17 protein-coding genes, 1 pseudogene and 1 riboswitch are annotated in these 18,001 nt (G+C 63.7%); of the genes and pseudogenes, 6 read left to right on the top strand and 12 right to left on the bottom strand.

Going from position 1 to position 18,001, the window contains the following annotated elements; all coding sequences use genetic code 11:
• The 6 genes from ACFRJ9_RS19120 to ACFRJ9_RS19095 form a co-directional block, all read right to left on the bottom strand.
• On the bottom strand, positions 1–93 hold a 93-nt coding region (locus tag ACFRJ9_RS19120; RefSeq protein ID WP_377671190.1), incomplete at its 3' end, for a serine dehydratase beta chain.
• Between the two features lie 220 nt (positions 94–313).
• On the bottom strand, positions 314–1,633 hold the full coding sequence (gene glyA / locus ACFRJ9_RS19115; RefSeq protein WP_377671188.1) for a serine hydroxymethyltransferase: 1,320 nt from the start codon (positions 1,631–1,633) through the stop codon (positions 314–316).
• Positions 1,630–2,013: a glycine cleavage system protein GcvH gene (gcvH, locus tag ACFRJ9_RS19110; RefSeq protein WP_377671186.1), complete on the bottom strand. Its 384-nt coding sequence runs from the start codon at positions 2,011–2,013 to the stop codon at positions 1,630–1,632. The genes glyA and gcvH overlap by 4 nt, the downstream gene beginning before the upstream one ends.
• Positions 2,014–2,037: 24 nt before the next feature.
• Positions 2,038–3,174 carry a glycine cleavage system aminomethyltransferase GcvT gene (gene gcvT / locus ACFRJ9_RS19105; protein WP_377671184.1) on the bottom strand — a complete coding sequence of 379 codons (1,137 nt, stop codon included), beginning with the start codon at positions 3,172–3,174 and terminating at the stop codon, positions 2,038–2,040.
• 12 nt (positions 3,175–3,186) lie between these two features.
• Positions 3,187–6,063 (bottom strand): aminomethyl-transferring glycine dehydrogenase, encoded by a 2,877-nt coding sequence (gene gcvP / locus ACFRJ9_RS19100; protein WP_377671182.1) that lies wholly within the window; start codon positions 6,061–6,063, stop codon positions 3,187–3,189.
• Between the two features lie 149 nt (positions 6,064–6,212).
• Positions 6,213–6,311, bottom strand: a riboswitch (glycine riboswitch).
• 87 nt (positions 6,312–6,398) lie between these two features.
• Positions 6,399–7,892 (bottom strand): PucR family transcriptional regulator, encoded by a 1,494-nt coding sequence (locus tag ACFRJ9_RS19095; protein ID WP_377671179.1) that lies wholly within the window; start codon positions 7,890–7,892, stop codon positions 6,399–6,401.
• Positions 7,893–8,065: 173 nt separating this feature from the next.
• On the opposite strand from ACFRJ9_RS19095, the gene ACFRJ9_RS19090 reads away from it, so the two are divergent.
• The 5 genes and pseudogenes from ACFRJ9_RS19090 to ACFRJ9_RS19070 all read left to right on the top strand — a co-directional run bounded on the left by ACFRJ9_RS19090 (position 8,066) and on the right by ACFRJ9_RS19070 (position 12,883).
• The gene (locus ACFRJ9_RS19090) at positions 8,066–9,448 is read left to right on the top strand and encodes an MFS transporter (protein WP_377671176.1); all 1,383 of its coding nucleotides are present in this window, start codon (positions 8,066–8,068) and stop codon (positions 9,446–9,448) included.
• On the top strand, positions 9,445–10,440 hold the full coding sequence (gene speB / locus ACFRJ9_RS19085; protein WP_377671173.1) for an agmatinase: 996 nt from the start codon (positions 9,445–9,447) through the stop codon (positions 10,438–10,440). Before ACFRJ9_RS19090 ends, speB begins: the two co-directional genes overlap by 4 nt.
• Positions 10,441–10,574: 134 nt before the next feature.
• A complete protein-coding gene (mscL, locus tag ACFRJ9_RS19080; protein ID WP_377671171.1) occupies positions 10,575–11,051 on the top strand; it encodes a large conductance mechanosensitive channel protein MscL in 477 nt (158 codons plus the stop codon).
• 194 nt (positions 11,052–11,245) lie between these two features.
• Positions 11,246–12,132 (top strand): annotated as a pseudogene (locus ACFRJ9_RS19075) (amino acid-binding protein).
• Positions 12,133–12,244: 112 nt separating this feature from the next.
• Complete coding sequence (locus ACFRJ9_RS19070; protein WP_377671168.1) at positions 12,245–12,883, top strand: hypothetical protein; 639 nt, start codon at positions 12,245–12,247, stop codon at positions 12,881–12,883.
• A 7-nt stretch (positions 12,884–12,890) separates the two neighbouring features.
• On the opposite strand, the gene ACFRJ9_RS19065 is transcribed toward ACFRJ9_RS19070, so the two are convergent.
• From ACFRJ9_RS19065 to ACFRJ9_RS19040, 6 genes are all read right to left on the bottom strand, one after another.
• Entirely contained in the window at positions 12,891–13,448 is a 558-nt protein-coding gene (locus tag ACFRJ9_RS19065; RefSeq protein WP_377671166.1) for a dihydrofolate reductase family protein, read from the bottom strand.
• 6 nt (positions 13,449–13,454) lie between these two features.
• Complete coding sequence (locus ACFRJ9_RS19060; RefSeq protein ID WP_377671163.1) at positions 13,455–13,802, bottom strand: hypothetical protein; 348 nt, start codon at positions 13,800–13,802, stop codon at positions 13,455–13,457.
• Positions 13,803–13,913: 111 nt separating this feature from the next.
• Positions 13,914–14,090, bottom strand: a complete 177-nt coding sequence (locus tag ACFRJ9_RS19055; RefSeq protein WP_377671161.1) for a hypothetical protein — start codon at positions 14,088–14,090, stop codon at positions 13,914–13,916.
• Positions 14,091–14,271: 181 nt separating this feature from the next.
• Entirely contained in the window at positions 14,272–15,645 is a 1,374-nt protein-coding gene (locus tag ACFRJ9_RS19050; RefSeq protein ID WP_377671160.1) for an NAD(P)(+) transhydrogenase (Re/Si-specific) subunit beta, read from the bottom strand.
• Positions 15,642–15,974, bottom strand: coding sequence for an NAD(P) transhydrogenase subunit alpha (locus tag ACFRJ9_RS19045; protein WP_377671157.1), 333 nt, complete (start codon positions 15,972–15,974; stop codon positions 15,642–15,644). Before ACFRJ9_RS19045 ends, ACFRJ9_RS19050 begins: the two co-directional genes overlap by 4 nt.
• Positions 15,974–17,194 carry a Re/Si-specific NAD(P)(+) transhydrogenase subunit alpha gene (locus ACFRJ9_RS19040; protein ID WP_377671155.1) on the bottom strand — a complete coding sequence of 407 codons (1,221 nt, stop codon included), beginning with the start codon at positions 17,192–17,194 and terminating at the stop codon, positions 15,974–15,976. The genes ACFRJ9_RS19045 and ACFRJ9_RS19040 overlap by 1 nt, the downstream gene beginning before the upstream one ends.
• A 187-nt stretch (positions 17,195–17,381) precedes the next feature.
• Between ACFRJ9_RS19040 and ACFRJ9_RS19035 the strand changes: the two genes are divergently transcribed.
• Entirely contained in the window at positions 17,382–17,993 is a 612-nt protein-coding gene (locus ACFRJ9_RS19035; RefSeq protein WP_377671152.1) for an NADPH-dependent FMN reductase, read from the top strand.
• Positions 17,994–18,001 lie beyond the last annotated feature (8 nt).

Below are 18,001 nucleotides of genomic sequence, written 5' to 3'. Positions count from 1 at the left end.
AGCAAACACCGCAGCAGCCCGCATCGGCCCCACAGTATGCGAACTCGACGGACCAATACCCACAGAGAACAAATCGAAAACACCAACAGCCATGGCTGGGATCCCTTTCAGGGAAGAGTGAAACACAACAAAATGTGGGGGCCGGGCCAATTCCCGAGCCAAGGCAGGCCCAGCCCCCGTGGAGGTCCCAGTGCGAACCTCCAAACCCGGTGTTTGTGTGCGGCATTCGTTCCCAGCAAATGCCACACCCGGGAGTTCAAGGTGCATCGTGCGCGCCGCGGCCCGTCGGACCAGCGGCAACGCAACCGATTAGCTAGCTGAGGTTCGCCGTGCCCGGATACAGCGGGTGCGCCGCGGCGAGTACCTCTACGCGGTGACGCAGACCCGAAAGGTCCGTGCCGGCGTCGGCGATCAATGCCTCGGCGATGATGTCCGCAACCTCGCGGAAGGCTGCCTCTCCGAAGCCGCGCGTAGCGAGCGCGGGGGTGCCGATCCGCAGGCCGGAGGTGACCATGGGCGGGCGCGGGTCGAAGGGTACGGCGTTGCGGTTGACGGTGATGTCGATCGCGGCGAGGCGGTCTTCTGCCTGCTGGCCGTCGAGTTCGCAGTTGCGCAGGTCTACGAGGACCAGGTGGACGTCGGTGCCGCCGGAGACCACCGAGATGCCCTTCCCTGCCACGTCTTCGCGGGTCAGTCGCTCGGCGAGAATCCGCGCACCGGCCAGAACGCGCTCCTGGCGTTCCTTGAATTCCTCCGAGGCAGCGATCTTGAACGCGACAGCCTTGCCCGCGATCACGTGCTCCAGTGGACCGCCCTGCTGGCCCGGGAAGACAGCCGAGTTGATCTTCTTGGCGATGTCGGCGTCGTTGGACAGGATGATGCCGCCACGAGGGCCGGCCAACGTCTTGTGCGTCGTGGACGTGGTGACGTGGGCGTGCGGGACCGGCGACGGGTGCAGACCCGCAGCCACCAAGCCGGCGAAGTGTGCCATGTCCACCATCAGGTAGGCACCCACGGAGTCGGCGATCCGGCGGAATTCAGCGAAGTCCAGCTGCCGCGCATACGCGGACCAGCCGGCTACGATCAGTGCCGGTTTGTGCTCCTGGGCCAGGCGCTCCACTTCCACCATGTCCACGGTGTGGGTGTCCTCGCGGACGCCGTACGGGACCACGTTGTAGAGCTTGCCGGAGAAGTTGATGCGCATGCCGTGGGTCAGGTGGCCGCCGTGGGCGAGGTTCAAGCCCATGATGGTGTCGCCCGGCTTGATCAACGCGTGCATCACGGAGGCGTTGGCCTGTGCACCGGAGTGAGGCTGGACGTTCGCGAATTCGGCACCGAACAGTGCCTTGATGCGGTCGATGGCGAGCTGCTCGATCACGTCGACGTGCTCGCAGCCACCGTAGTAGCGCTTGCCCGGGTAACCCTCGGCGTACTTGTTGGTCAGCACGGAGCCCTGCGCCTGCATGACGGCCACGGCTGTGTGGTTCTCCGAGGCGATCATTTCCAGGCCATCGCGCTGGCGGCCCAGTTCGTCGTCGATCTTCGCGGCGATCTCCGGATCCAGCTCGGACAGCTGGGCATCCAAGGACGCCGAAACAACCTGCTGGTACTCAGTCACAGATACCGGGTTCACAGTTCTCCGCCGTTCGTTGCAGCGTATTCTTCGGCCGACATGAGAGGGCCTTCTTCCGTGGCGGCCACCTTGAACAGCCAGCCGGCGCCATAAGGATCGTTGTTGATGAGCGCGGGATCGCTGACAACGGCGTCGTTGATCTCGGTCACCTCACCGGTCACCGGCGAGTACAGGTCAGAGACCGACTTCGTCGACTCAACCTCACCGCAGGTCTCGCCTGCGGTCACAGTGGAACCAACCTCGGGCAGGTCAACGTACACAATGTCGCCCAGGGCATCAGCAGCAACGGCGGAGATCCCGATCCCCACAGGCCCGGCACCGTCAGCGGCAACCCACTCGTGCTCAGCCGAGTACTTCAATTCAGCAACTACCTTGCTCATATCAATTCCTAACTTCTGGTCTGCTTATTTCTGGCGCTTGTAGAACGGCAGGGCAACGACTTCGAACGGCTCTGCCTTGCCGCGAAGGTCTACGTCGACGATCGTGCCCGGCTCGGAATATTCGACGTCGACATACGCCAACGCCACCGGGTAGCCGAGCGTCGGGCTCGGCTGGCCGGAGGTGACTTCGCCGATCAGCGAGCCGTCCTTGAGGACCGAGTAGTGGCCGCGGGCGGCGCGTCGGCCGATGCCTTTGAGGCCCACCAGTTTCTGGCCGATGGTGGATCCGACGCCTGCAGCCTTGATGGCCGTGAGTGCGTCCCGGCCAACAAAGTCGCTTTCCTTGGCCAGGGAAACCACGGGGCCCAGGCCAGCAGCGTAGGCGTTCACGTGGCGCGAGAGCTCGTTGCCGTAGAGGGGCATTCCGGCTTCGAGGCGCAGGGAATCCCGGGCGGCGAGGCCGGCGGGGATGAGTCCGTGGCCTTCGCCGGCTTCGAGGAGTGCTTCCCAAAGACCGGGGGCGTCCACGTTGGGGATGTAGATCTCGAAGCCGTCCTCGCCGGTGTATCCGGTGCGGGCCAGCAGGAGGTCCTGTCCGTTGATCAACACCTCAACGGCCGCGTAGTACTTCAGTTCGGTGACCAGTGTGTGCTGTTCGGCAGGGACCAACGTCAGCAGGATCGCTTCAGCGTTCGGACCTTGCACGGCGATCAGCGAGGTCTCGGCCGAGACGTCCTCGACGACGACGTCGAAACCGGCTGCGCGTTCCAGCAGCGCCTGCGCAACTACCTTGGCGTTGCCTGCGTTCGGGACCACCAAGTACTTGTCGACGCCTTCTTCGGGTGAGGGGCGACGGTAGGAAATGAGGTCGTCGATGATGCCGCCGTCGGCGTTGCAGATCAGCGAGTACTTTGCCTTGCCCACCGCGATGGCGGACAACTTGCCCACCAGCGCGTAGTCCAGGAACGCTGCTGCGTCAGGGCCGCTGACCCAGACTTCGCCCATGTGGGAGAGGTCGAACAGGCCCGCGGACTGACGGACAGCGTGGTGCTCGGCCAGCTCGGATTCGTACTTGAGCGGCATCTGCCAACCGCCGAAGTCCGTGAAGGAGGCGCCGGCTGTTTTGTGCTGCTCGTAGAGAGCGGTGTACTTCTCAGTCATGGAGTCAGTCCTTTAGTTTTCGAAGTCTGCTGTGGTGTCCTCGAACGCTTCGAGGGGCGGGCAGGAGCACACCAGGTTGCGGTCGCCCGCGGCTCCGTCAATGCGGCCTACCGGCGGGAAGTACTTGTCCTGCTTGAGGTGATGGACCGGGAAGGCGGCCTGCTCACGCGGGTAGTCACGGCCCCAGGCGGAACTCACGACGGCGGCAGCCGTGTGCGGCGCGTTGCGCAGCGGCGACTTCTCAACAGTGAAATCACCGCTGGCCACCTGCTCGATTTCGGCACGGATGGTGATCATGGCCTCGATGAAGCGATCGATCTCGGCCAGGTCCTCGGACTCGGTGGGCTCCACCATGAGGGTCCCGGCCACCGGGAACGCGAGGGTAGGAGCGTGGAAGCCGAAATCGATGAGACGCTTGGCCACGTCCTCGGCAGTGACTCCGGTGCGGGCAGTGAGTTCGCGCAGATCCAGGATGCACTCGTGGGCAACGAGTCCGCCCTCGCCCGTGTACAGGACGGGGAAGTGCTCATCCAGCCGGGAAGCAACGTAGTTGGCGGCCAGCAGCGCGGACTTGGTGGCTTCGGTGAGTCCTTGGCCGCCCATGAGCTTCACGTAGGCCCAAGAGATGGGCAGGACACCGGCGGAGCCGTAACGCGAAGCGGAGATTGCGACGCCCGTGGTGGAAGAGGCAGCGGCGGCATTGTTCGCGTCACCGGGCATGAACGGCGCGAGGTGTGCCTTGGCAGCAACGGGGCCAACGCCGGGTCCGCCGCCGCCGTGCGGGATGCAGAAGGTCTTGTGCAGGTTCAGGTGCGACACATCGCCGCCGAACTTGCCCGGCTGCGCCAGACCAACCAGGGCGTTGAGGTTGGCGCCGTCAACGTAGACCTGGCCGCCGGCCTCGTGGATGGCGTCACAGACTTCGCGGACGTCGGCGTCGTACACACCGTGTGTGGACGGGTACGTGATCATGATGCAGGACAGGACGTCCTTGTTGGCCTCGATCTTGGCCGTCAGGTCAGCGTGGTCGATGGTGCCGTCAGCGGCCGTCGCCACCACCACAACCTTCATGCCTGCCAGAACAGCCGAGGCCGCGTTGGTGCCGTGGGCCGAGGCCGGGATCAGGCAGACAGTGCGCTGCTCGTCGCCACGGGAGAGGTGGTATCCACGGATCGCCAACAGGCCCGCAAGCTCGCCCTGGGAACCGGCGTTCGGCTGGATGGACACCTGGTCGTAGCCGGTGATCTCAGTGAGGTCCGCTTCCAGGTCTTCGATCAGTTCGCGCCAACCCGCCGTCTGGTGATCCGGGGCGAACGGGTGGATCGAGGCGAACTCCGGCCAGGAAATGGCTTCCATCTCGGCGGTGGCGTTCAGTTTCATGGTGCACGAACCCAGCGGGATCATGGTGCGGTCCAGCGCGAGGTCCCGATCGGACAGCTTGCGGATATAGCGCAACAGCTGCGTCTCGGAACGGTGCGTGTTGAACACCGGGTGCTGCAGGAAATCAGAGGTGCGGACTGCGGATTCGGGCAGTTCGAACCCGGAGGCGTCCCCTACCGGACCGGCACCAAAGGCGACGGCCACCGCGGACAGGACCTCCGGCGTCGTGGTTTCATCAACCGAAACACCAACAGTGTCGGCGTCGATGATCCGCAAGTTGATGCCGCGAGCCTCGGCGGCGGCGATGACCTTGTCCGCCTTGCCCGGGACGCGGACGGTGAGGGTGTCGAAGAAGGAATCAGCGACGAGTTCGCGGCCGGCCTTCTTCAAGGCTGTGGCGAGGGTGCGGGTGTGGCCGTGGACGGTTTCGGCGATCGCCTTCAAGCCCTCGGGGCCGTGATAGACGGCGTACATCGAGGAGACGATGGCCAGCAACGCCTGTGCCGTGCAGATGTTGGACGTGGCCTTCTCGCGGCGGATGTGCTGCTCGCGGGTCTGCAGGGCAAGGCGGTACGCCGGAACGCCCGCGTTGTCCTTGGAGACGCCGACGATGCGGCCCGGAAGCGTGCGCTCCATGCCTTCGCGGACAGCCATGTAGGCCGCGTGCGGTCCGCCGAAGAACAGCGGCACGCCGAGGCGCTGCGCGGTTCCGACGGCGATGTCCGCACCTTGTTCGCCCGGAGGCGTGATGAGGGTGAGTGCCAGCAGGTCCGCAGCGACGGTGACCAGCGCGCCGCGTTCCTTGGCGTCAGCAATCACTGCGGTGTGGTCGAAGACGCGGCCGGAAACGCCGGGCTGCTGCAGGACGACGCCGTTGATGTCGCCGTCCGGGAGACCGGCCGACAGGTCGGCGATCTCGACCTCGAAGCCCAGCGCCTCGGCGCGACCCTGCACAATGGCGATGGTCTGCGGCAGGAGGTCTACGTCCAGGACGGTCTTGCCATCCTTGGCAGTCTTGTTCTTGTTGGCGCGGCGCATGAGCAGCACGGCTTCGGCCACGGCGGTGGCTTCGTCCAGCAGGGAAGCGTTCGCCACGGGCAGTCCGGTGAGGTCCTGGACCATGGTCTGGAAGTTGAGGAGCGCTTCGAGGCGACCCTGGGAGATTTCGGGCTGGTACGGCGTGTAGGCCGTGTACCAGGCCGGAGCTTCGAGGATGTTGCGGCGGATGACCGGGGGCGTGACGGTGTCGTAGTAGCCCTGGCCGATCATTTGCACGGCCGTCTTGTTCTTCGACGCGAGCTTCCGCAGTTCGGCCAGCACCTGAACTTCGGTAAGGGCTTCCTGCAGCTTCAGGGCAGTGTCCTGACGGATGGAATCGGGGACCGCGACGTCTACCAGGCCGTCGACAGAGTCGTAGCCGATGGCCTTGAGCATGGTGTCAACGTCGGCCTGGCGACGGGCGCCGATGTGCCGGTCCGCGAAGGCGGTGGGGGTTGATTTAACAGTCAAGAGGAACTCCATGATTCAGGCGCCCAATGAGCGCCACGATGATGTGGGGTTCCTCCCCGCTCTGTATTGGACCTGAGAGATTCCGCAGGATTGATAGCCTGCTTGCACCGTCGGTGAGTCCGGTTGCCCGGACTACTTTCCAGAGTTGCCTAACCGCGGCGGTACATGGGCCTGAGAGATTCCTGGGGAGGATTTGCTCCTACGGCGCCTGACTGGATGTACCGGCAGGACTCTCCCGCCGCAGATCAAAAGCGTTGCATCACCTTCAGTGACACGCTTCACACCATAGCGGGTACTTTTGATCTTGCGCAAGGCGAAGATTCGGGAGTGCGCCGTCAGTCCTTCATCGCTTCATGGATCTGCAGGGCGAACCAGAGTTGCGCCACCGTGGACGTTTCACCCATGTCCAACCCCGTCAGCTCACCGATTTTCCGCATCCGGTAGATGATGGTTTGCCGGTGCGCGAACAGGGCCGCGGCGGTCTTCTGCCACGAACGTTGCGAGTCCAAATACGTCCTCAACGTGACAATGAGATCGCCGTCCTGACGCTGTTCGTAGTCAAAAACCGGGCCCAGGAGGCGCCGAACCAGCGCCGTTCCCTCCTCAAAGCCCGTCAGGCCAAGCCACGACGGCCCTTGCGCATAGCGGGCCAAGCCCAGCTTGTTCGCCCGGGCCGAGCCGAGGGCCCACAGTGACTCCTGCAGCGCACGCTGGAGTCCGGCAACAGCGGCTGGAGCACTGATGCCGATCGTGGCGGTCGGGCCGGCGCAATGGCTCAACACCTCGTCAGCAACGTCCCCGGCAACCACCACGTGAAGCCTGTTGTTGCGCCTCAACGAGGCCGCCGAAACTCCGTGGCGCCAAAGCTCGACGTGCACGTTGGCCAGCCTGTCGCCGTCGTCCGCTGCGATCGAGGCGACCAGAAAATCCTGCGCAGGAACATCGAAAGCGGCCAGGCGGCTCTCAATATCCGCCGTCCCCAATCGGCCGTCGAAGGCTTGCAGCAGGAACTCTCCCGCCAAGCGGTGCCGCCCTTCCAGCGAGAGGACAATGCGCGAAAGCTGCAGTCCCAGCACGGTCGCTGCATGAAGAAGTACGACGGCGTCCGGGTGCGGTTCGCCGTTCGGCAACACCACCAGGAGCGCATTCGCGTGGGTCGGGATATCCATGGTCAGCACGTGACTGCCGCGGACCCGATGCCACTGGAAGTTCTTGCCCGCAACGGACACCCTGCCGGGAAGCGGGGCCCATTCGGCGGCGAGGAAGTCCGGAAGCGGCTGGCCTTCGGGATGCCATGGGTGCAAACAGCGGCGGTCCACCACGAACAGCTCGGAGTCCAGTTCGGTGGCCAGTCTTTGGACGAGGCTCTGCCAATGATCCTCGGATGCCCCGGCGGTCCGGAGGAGGTCATAGACCCGCGCAGTCTGGCGGAGGCGGCGCGATTCTTCCACCAGGGACGCCTCCGCAACCGAGCGGGCGATGGCGATGAACGGCAACGGGTACGGGATGTTGATCAGGGGCAAGGGCAACCGCTCGCACGCCGCCAGGAACTCTGCGGTGAGGGGAGGCGCGTGCATCTTCTCGCCGATCGCCAGTGCGCTGGCGCCGGAGTCCATCAAGGCCTCGGCGAGCGCCACTTGCCCGGCGGCGTCAGCGGGGATGGACAAGCCATTGGTCATCATGAGCTCGCCGCCCGTCACCCATTCCCAGAGCCGGGGCAGGTCCGAGGTGTGGGCCCAGGTGATGCGGTTGTCGCGTCCCCCTGCTCCGGCCAGGAGGGTGAGGCCAAGCTGGGGCTCGGCGACGAGTTCGGCCACGGTGATTGCCATGGTTGTGCTCCTGGTTGTGCTCGGGTGGTGATCCACCGGCGGCTTTTAGACAAAGGTATAGGAGTCTTCATCATTTGTATTCAAAGTGCAGATAGTCGGAGTGACTCCCGTCACCAAGAATTGAAGTACTTACTCCCCCCGCTCCCCAAGAGCACTCACGAGAGAGGGTTGCAATGAGCGCAACAAGCAACCTCATTGACGATGCCCCACTGACCGCGTTTCACAAGAAGCTGACGTTTTTCGCCTCGGGTGGTCCGTTCATCGACGGCTATGCGTTGTCGATCATCGGCATCGCCCTGATCACCATGACGCCGGGGCTGCAGCTCAGCACAGCTGAAATCGGTTTGATCGGCGCGGCCAGCTTGGTGGGCATCTTCTTCGGCGGTGCCGTCTTCGGGTGGCTCACCGACAAGATCGGCCGGCACAAGATGTACATTGCCGACCTGGTCGCATTGGCTGTCTTCTCACTCCTGAACGGCTTCGCTACCGAAGTGTGGCAGGTTGTCCTGTGCCGGTTCTTCCTTGGAATGGCCATCGGCGCCGACTACCCCATCGCCACCTCCCTGCTGGCCGAGTTCCTGCCAAAGAAACACCGCGGCCGTCTGCTGGGCGCCACCTTCGTGGTTTGGGCGGTTGGCGCGGCAGTGGCGTACGCCGTCGGATATTTGCTCCGGGACATGGGACCGGATGCCTGGCGTTGGATGGTTGCCAGCCCTGCGATCTTCGCCATCATTACCCTGCTGTGCCGTCTCGGGACCCCTGAGTCGCCTCGTTGGCTGCTCTCCCGTGGGCGCCGCGATGAGGCTGACGCAGTCATCAAAAAGGTCTACGGACAGCAGTACGGCCTGAGCGATATCGCCTCAGACAGCGAGGGTCCCGCCAAGCAGGGCCGGTTCCTGGACATCTTCCGGGGCCAGTACTGGAAGCGGACGTTGTTCGTTTCCATCTTCTGGACGGCCCAGGTGATCCCGCTCTTCGCTGTCTATACGTTCGCACCGGACCTTCTGGCATCCTTCGGCATGCACGGCGACGCCAACCTCTACGGGGGATCGTTCCTGATCTCCATGTTGTTCGTGGTGGGCGGCATCCCCGGACTTTGGCTTGTGGAAAGAATCGGACGGCGCAAGTTGCTTCTCTGGAGCTTCGGCGTCATCGTGGTGGCCCTCGCCATCCCGGCCTTCATTCCCGACGTCCAGGCCGGACCGCTGTTCATCGCCTTGGCTGTCTTCGCGCTGGCTTCCGGCGCCTCCAGTTTCCTGGAAGTTGTCTACCCCAACGAGCTCTTCCCCACGGAGGTCCGTGCAACTGCCGTGGGCTTCGGTACGGCGATCAGCCGGATCGGTTCGGCCGCCAGCACGTACTTGATGCCGATCGCAATCGTGAGCTTTGGCGCCGCCGGTTCCTTGCTCATCGGCGCCGTCATCTCCTTGGTGGGCTTGGTGGCGACGTTCCTGCTCGCACCGGAAACAGCCAACAAGTCCCTCTCAGAACTCACCAGCAAAAAGAAGCCGGCCACCCCGGAGACCAACAAAGTAACCGAAGGATCCCTGTCATGACCACTCACAAGCACATTGGCCCCGTCGATGCCACCAAGGTTCCCCGCTTCGCAGGATTGGGTACCTTCGCGAGGCTGCCGCAGATCGATCGCGTTCCGGACTATGACATCGCGATTGTCGGTGTCCCGTTCGACGGCGGCACCTCCTACCGCCCGGGTGCCCGGTTTGGTCCGGCGGCCGTCCGTGAGGCCTCCCGCCTGTTGCGTCCCGGGTACCACCCGGAGCTGGACGTCGAACCGGTCAACGAAGTCCAGGTGGTGGATGCCGGCGATATCGCGTGCACTCCCTACGACATTGCCCGGGCAATCCGCGAGATCGAAGAGCAGGCCCGTCCCCTGATCAGCAAGGACAAGAAGCTGATCTCCATCGGCGGCGACCACACCATCGCACTCCCCATGTTGCAGGCCCTCAACTCAGTCCACGGCCCGGTGGCATTGCTCCACTTCGATGCCCACCTGGACACCTGGGACACGTACTTCGACCAGCCGGTCACGCACGGAACCATCTTCCGCAGGGCCTTCGAGGAGGGCCTGCTGATTGAAGACAAGTCCATGCACGTCGGTATCCGCGGTCCGGTCTACGATCGCAACGACTTCCTCCGGGACCACGAATTCGGCTTCCAGATCATCCGCTGCTCCGACTTGGATGTCATAGGTGTCCCGGCGGCCATCGACCAGGTCAAGCAGAGGTTGGGCGATACTCCCGTGTACGTTTCCATCGACATCGACGTCCTGGATCCGTCCTACGCACCGGGCACGGGCACCCCGGAAATGGGTGGCCTGCATTCCCGCGAACTCCTGGCGCTCCTCCGGGGCCTGAACGGCATCAACATCGTGGGCGCCGACGTCGTTGAAGTGGCCCCGGCCTATGACCATGCCGACATCACCAGCGTGGCCGCAGCAACAGTGGTGTTCGATCTGCTGGCCCTGATGGTAAATCGGGGCAAGGGAGCCACCGTGTCGGGCCATGAACTCGAAGCGGCTTCGGCCTGATCTGACCGGGTTGCTTGAGGAATGCGGCGGGGGTCAAGTGTCCAAACCGGCCATTTGACCCCCACGTGAAACCTCGGAGTGGTAGTTTGATCTCTGCTTGAGCCAGACACCCGCACTCAATCGGAGGACATTCCATGCTTAAGGGTTTCAAGGACTTCATACTTCGCGGCAACGTGATCGAACTGGCCATTGCCGTGGTCATCGGCAGTGCGTTCACCGCCCTCGTTGCTGCTTTCACCACCAACATCATCAACCCGGTCATCGCCGCGGCCGGCGGCATGAACGCAGACGGCCTGGGCTTCCGGATCTGGCAGGACAACCCGGCCACGTTCATCAACTTCGGTGCTGTACTCACTGCCCTGGTGACCTTCGTGATCACCGCCGCCGTGGTCTACTTCATCTTCGTAGCACCCATGAACAAGATCAACTCACTGGTCAAGGATCGCCTCTCCACCGAGGAGCCCGAGGAAGAGCCGCTGCCTGCGGACACCGCACTCCTGGCTGAAATCCGCGACCTCCTGAAGGAAGCGGCCGCACACCGCACCACGGACCGCGGTTCAGATCTGGATTCCGACCTTGATTCGGACTTGGATTCTGACCGCATCCGCTAGGACCAGCGCACACCTGCGCTCCTTCCCGGTTGCTTCACGAAACCCGGCGTTCTCCCTCCCAGAACGCCGGGTTTCGCGTTGGCGGCCCACATCACGCGGGCACAAACCGGGAGGAAGCGCACGTTCACCGGGCCGTACCCGGAACGTGACGCACAGGCAACCGGTTCGAAACAGGCGCAGGGCAGCATGAAACCATGAAGCCCATCCCGAGCACTCCCGTCACCGCGGACCTCCTCTGTGATGTCTGCGGTCAGTTGCCCGAACCGCCCAAGGCCCGGCTCACCCTGGCCAACATCGCGGTCATGCTTCCTATCGAACTTCTGGTGCACGCCGCAGTTGTGGAAACCCACCTCCCGTATCTGGGGAAGGTTCTCCTGCTGGCGGTCACCGCTACAGTGCTGGTCATCTGGGTGGCTGAACCATCCGCCGCGAAAGTCCTCCGGCGCTGGCTGCACGCTGCCGCCCTCCATCAGCGCAGGCAGTTACACCAGGCGCCCGCCCTGTGGCGGGCCCGTACTCTCCTCAACGACCAACCAGGCTCACTGCAGAAAATCACCCAATCACTCGCCAAGCTGGACACCAACATTCTCAGCCTGCACGTCCACGTGATGGCCGGGGCGGGGATGGACGGCGTGGTGATGGACGAGTTCGTGCTGTCCGCCCCGGGAAGCGTGACCGAGCAAGAACTCTGAAAGCCATCGACGACGGCGGCGGCGGGCGCGAGTCGCGGGTGTGGCCCACCACCGCGCTGGCCATGGCTGACGGCCAAACCAAAGCCTTGAGCCTCGCCGCCCGGGTCGCGGGGAACCCGCAGGAACTTCCCTTGGCCGTAGCCGAGTTGTTGTCCGCGAAGGTGGTCCCCATTGATCCGGAACGTCAGGCGGGCGAGGTGGCTGCCGGCATCGGGCGCCCTTCGGACATCCTGAAGATTCCGACGGCCTGGCATGGACCGCTGGTTTTCGCCCGCCCGGGTGAGCCATTCACTCCGGCCGAGTCCGCGCGAGCACATAGATTGGCAGAGCTTGCGGAAATCTTGGCATACCGTCCGGGGGCCTCCGCACCATCCGTGGAACCGGTCTAGCGGCGACGACACATTCCGGCCCTATCGGGTTCCAGAACGCCACGGATGCGGGTGCCGTGCGAGGATTTGTCCGTCACTTTCGCATCGCACGATTTCTCTCACTGGGGGACCCATGTCTGACAACACGCAATCCAACGCGCCCGAATCCAGCGGTCCCGGCTCAAACGCAAGCCCGGAACCACAATTCGGAGTTCGCGTTCCCTCCGGGCAGGGACCTGAGATTCCGTCCTGGCACCCCGAAGCCGACCCGTCCCAGCAGTTCGCCCAGTCCGGGCCGGTCAACACGGCAGCTGCCACCAACACTGTCCCACGCGAGGACGTCGGCCGGGGCGCCTTGTTTGCACTGGCTGCACTGCCCATCGGCGTCATCCTGTGGATGATCATTTGGAACCTTGGATGGATGTCATCCTTGGTCACCTATGCGGCCGCTTTCATGGCTGCCAAGTTCTACGCCGCAGGCGCGGGCGCACTCAGCCGTAAGGGCGTCTGGGTGGTCGCCGTCGTCACCGTTGCGACTGCCCTGATGTCCTTCCTCGGCGGAGTCTGGCTCGATGCCGTGAACTTCCTTGGCCGCCAACCGCTGGCCATGGTGATGGATTCCGAGCCGTGGGCCCTCATGGCCGAGAATTTTGCCTACAACCCGGACTTCGTTTCCGGCTACATGGGGGACTTCCTGCTGGCACTCCTGTTCGGCGCCCTGGGTTGTTTCTTCACTCTCCGGCAGCTCTTCGCCGCAACCAAGGAATCCTAGGAGGGGCTTACTTCAGCACGCGGTACTTGAGGAAGATGGTGCCGCTACTGAACGTGCGCTCCTGCACAAGTTCGAGCCGCGCCTCCACGCCGTCCGGCAGGCCCTTCTTTCCACCGCCAACCAGCACAGGAACAATGATGAGCTGGCATTCGTCCACCAGGCCTTCCCGGAATGCCTGAGCAGCAAGTTCGGGGCCGCCGATCAGGATGTCAGTGGCAGCCGAGGCCTTGAGCTGCCGCACATCCTCGGCCTTGAAATCGCTCTCAATCCTGGTGTTTCCGGTGGTCGGGTCCCGCAACGTCCTGGAGAACACCACTTTGTCGGCCTGTCGCCAGAGATGTGCGAAGTCGTCGATGAAAGCCGGTTCGGACCTCGTGTCCCAGCTGTCCCAGGCGCTCATGACGTCGTAGAGCCGCCGGCCGTAGAGGTAGTGCTGCACCGGGCGTTCACGCTCGTTGATGAACCGGTGCACTTCCTCATCCGGCATACTCCAATCGAAGTTTCCCTCGGTGTCCGCGACATAGCCGTCCAGGGACATGATGGCCGAGTAGATGAGCTTTGCCACGGCAGTTCAATCCTTGTCGATCTTGTCCAGCAGTTTCCCCAGGGCGTCACGGATGTCGTCATAGTCGTACTGGCCGGCCCGGCTCTCGGCGGAGATCACCCCGCAACGGTGGATCTTCTTGAAATCACCGATGGGGAACTTGTAGTGGCCCTTTTGGTCGTTGGGATGTTCGTCGTCCACGCCGAGGAACCACTTGGAGTATTCGGCATGTCCGTGCTTATCCAGGAACGCGTTCTCATCCTCCGTGGATGGGGAGTGCTCGCTCCAGTCATCGCGGGTGTCCTTCACGGTCTTCCCATCACGGATCAGGCGCTTCGCATTCTCGAAGCCTTTATTGTTGAGTTTCACGGTCATGGCGCAACCTCGCTTGGATATGGCGGCTCGGCATGGATGGGGCGACTCGTACGGTTCAGCTTAGGACCACGGCATGCCGCCGGGAAGGCCCGGGGAGCGTAGTCCTGCTGCTTAGTTGATGAGCTGGACCCGGAGGCCTGTTCCGCGTTCCTTCGTCACCATCCGCCGTTCAACAGCTCCCCTTTGCGTGAGCCATATAGCTCTGCCGTCGGAGGTCACGGCATCCACCGTGCCTTGGTCCACGATGTCGTTGCCACGCCAGACTTGAACCGATTGGCCAACCAGCAACTTCCAATTATTTACCCTCCTGCCCCGTGCTTGGACGAAGCGGAACCCAAACAACGGCTCTTTCCTACTGTCTTGCACTTGACGACTCCTAGCCTGCTGTACATGGTTCTGTACAAGACCAGTGCCTTCAACGATCGGTACATGACGCAGTTACAGGGCCAAATTCAGGGCAGTGGGCCACCTACAGCGCCTTCACGGCCCCCAGCACTTTGGTCAGTGAATCCTTCGCATCGCCGAACAGCAGCGTGGTCTGCGGCTCATACAGCAGTTCGTTCTCAATACCGGCAAACCCCGGGCGCATGGACCGTTTGAGGAACACCACCTGCCGGGCATCCGCTACCTCCAGGATGGGCATGCCGTAAATCGGGGAGCCCGAGGTGGTCTTTGCCGCCGGGTTCACAACATCGTTGGCGCCCACCACCAAGGCAACATCGGTGGTCTTGAACTCCGAGTTGATGTCGCTCATCTCCTTTAGCGACTCGTAGGGAACGTTCGCCTCGGCCAGCAACACGTTCATGTGGCCGGGCATGCGTCCCGCCACAGGGTGGATGGCAAAGGCGACGTCAATCCCGCGCGCCTCCAGGGCCAACGCCAGCTCCGCTGCAGTGTGCTGCCCCTGGGCCACAGCCAGTCCGTAGCCGGGAACGATGATCACCCGCTGCGCATAGCCAAGCAGCACTGCGACGTCCTCGGCGCTGGAGGACCGGACCGGCCGCTCGCTCACCTCCGTGGAACCAGCAGTTGAGCCGCCCTTGAATGCGCCGAACATGATGCCTGCAACGCTTCGTCCCATGGCCGCAGCCATGGCCCGGGTGAGGATGGTGCCCGATGCCCCCACCAGCGTTCCGGCAACCACCAGCAGCACATTCCCGAGGACCAGCCCTGACGCCGCCACTGCCAAACCGGTAAACGCGTTCAACAGCGAAATGACGATCGGCACATCAGCCCCGCCAACAGGCAGCACCAGCAGGACCCCGGCAACCAGGCCCAGTACCAGCAGAACCAGCGCCAGGCCCAAGGAGCCATCCAGGATCACCACGACGCCGGCAGCCACTGCGGCCAACAACACCAGGGCCATCAGCGCAGGTAGCCCGGGGAACGTCACGGGCCGCGTGGTCATGAGTCCTTGAAGCTTGGCGAACGTGACTCCCGAGCCGGCGAAGGACACCGCGCCCACCAGCAACGTGAACACAATCGCCAGGCGAACCCACGAATCGTCCGTATGCGGAAGTTCAAGGAATGCCACCAGCGCCGCTGCACCACCACCAACCCCGTTGAACAGCGCCACAAGCTGCGGCATCTGCGTCATCTGTACCCTGCGGGCCACTGGCGCAGCCACCCCGGAGCCCACGGCGATGGCACCCAGAATCCAAGGAACGTTGTCCAGTTTCACGGAAACGAAGACTGTCACCACGGCCAGCAGCGCGCCAAAGGCACCGATGAGGTTTCCACGCCGGGCAGTCCGGGGCGAATTCAGGCCCTTCAAGGCAAGAATGAAGCAGGCAGCCGCTGCGAGGTACAGGAGTGCCGTCCAGGTGGGATTGAGCAGCGTCACGGGCGGCGCTCCTTAACCGAGGGCTCCACGGCATCAGCTTTCGACGCCGTCCGTTGCCTTCCCCGGAACATCTCCAGCATGCGGTCTGTCACCACGAACCCGCCCACGAGGTTGGCCGTGGCCAGCACCACTGCCAGGAGGGCAACTGCGAGCACCCACGGATCGCCGGCTTGGCCGGCCACGATGATGGCGCCCACCAGGATGATGCCGTGAATGGCGTTGGCCCCGGACATGAGGGGCGTATGGAGGGTGCTGGAGACCTTGGAAACAACCTCAAAGCCTACGAACACCGAAAGAACCGTAATTGTCAGAAGGCTTATGCCATCCATCAGTGTGCTCCTTCAGTTCCGGGCCGGTCGCTTCCAGGCTGAGCACTCTCAAGGGGTACCGTCTCCCCCGCGAGCCCGGAGAGTGCCGTGAGCGCATCCGCCGTTGGGCTGTGCCGGACCTCCCCGCGGTGGGTCAGGCAGGTCCCTGCCACAACTTCGTCGTCAAAGTCCGGGGAGACAACACCGTCCCGTGTCATGAGCGCGATGAGGTTGGCAACGTTCTTGGCGAACAATCGCGAGGCGTCCGCGGGCATGGCGGAAGCGGCGTCCTTGATTCCCACCAAGGTCACCGTGCCCTGCCCGTCCGCACAGGGGACCAGGATGTCCTGCCCCGGGATGCTGCCTTCAACGTTGCCGCCTGATTCCGCGGCGAGATCCACCACCACAGATCCCGGGCGCATGCCTTGGACCATTTCGCGGCTCACCAGCAGCGGGGCGCGTCTGCCCGGTACTGCTGCAGTGGTGATCAGGACGTCCGACTGGGCCACGTACGGCGTCAGGAGTGCCCGTTGCAAAACTCCCCTGTCCGCACTGAGTTCACGAGCGTACCCGCCCGAGGCTTCCGCCGTTTCGAGGTCCAGCTTGATGAACGTTCCGCCCATGGACGCCACTTCATCGGCCGAGGCCGGCCGGATGTCATTGGCGGAAACCCGGGCACCCAGCCTCTTGGCAGTTCCGATCGCCTGCAGGCCTGCGACTCCGGCGCCCAACACCAGGACCTTGGCAGGCGGAATGGTTCCTGCGGCCGTCATGTAGAGGGGGAAGAACCGAGGCAACCGCATCGCGGCTTCCAGCACGCAGCGATAGCCGGCAACGAGTGCCTGGGACGTCAGGGCGTCCATTGATTGGGCTCGTGAGATGCGCGGAACCAATTCCATCGCAAACGAGGTGATGCCGCCAGCGGCGAGCGCCCGCACCGTTGGCAACTCGGACGACGGCGATCCCAAGCCGACCGTGACGGAATCCCGGCGGAGAGCCCCCGCCGTCGACGGTTCGATGGGACGCACGTGGCAGTAGACGTCCAGCGCCCCGAGATCAAGCGATTGAACTACGGAGGCACCTGCCTGCCGGTAGTCGTCGTCGCTATGGCCGGAGGCCAGTCCCGCGCCTGACTCGATGTCCACTGCCAGGCCCAGACCCACCAATTGCTTGACCGTTTCCGGTGTTGCCGCCACACGCCGCTCACCATCGAGCGCCTCGCGCGCTATGCCTGCTTTCACCCGCCACCCCTCTTCCGGAACACTCCAGAAACCAGTTGGCATGAGTCTATGACCGCTGGGGTCCGGGCGGGAGTAGGGGGCTGCGCTATGTGCACAAGTCCACTAGGGTCGGTGGAAGCTGGGGGCAACCAGCCACCACACCGTCGACGTGCCGGTTCCGGCCGTGCCGTCGGGAAGGAACGCTGCTATGGACACGTTCAAGATCGGCTATTTCGTCGGAAGCCTCTCAAGTACTTCCATCAACCGGGTCCTTTCCAAGGCGCTCATCAGCGTGGCGCCACCGGAGCTCGAATTCCATGAGATCGCCATCAAGGACCTCCCCCTGTACAGCTCGGACTACGATTCAGATTTCCCGCTTGAAGGCCGGGAACTGAAGGACGCGATCGCGGCGTCGGACGGCATCTTGTTCGTGTCGCCCGAGTACAACCGGTCCATCCCGGGCGCGCTGAAGAACGCCATTGACTGGGGTTCACGGCCCTGGGGCACCAACTCGTTCGCCCGGAAGCCCACGGGAATCATTGGCGCATCGCCGGGCGGCATCGGCACTGCAGTGATGCAGTCGTCCATGCGGAGCGTGTTGAGCTTCCTGGACGCGCCGCAGTTGAACGCGCCGGAGGCGTACATCCGGTTCGTTGCGGACGCGTACGACGACGACGGTTCAGTTAAGGACGAAGGCACCGCCGGGCTTTTGCGGCACTACATGGAGGAATACAGCGCGTTCGTGCAGCGCGTCCTTGCGGCCAACGCCCCGGGCCACATCGGCGATCCGGAACCGGACGCGGACAAGCTGAGCCGGTAGGGCTGTCG

It is taken from the genome of Paenarthrobacter sp. NPDC056912 (assembly GCF_042786555.1).
In the GTDB taxonomy this organism is placed as follows: Bacteria; Actinomycetota; Actinomycetes; order Actinomycetales; family Micrococcaceae; genus Arthrobacter.
The sequence above is the reverse complement of the archived record's forward strand: the minus strand, read 5'-3'. Positions and strand labels throughout refer to the sequence as shown.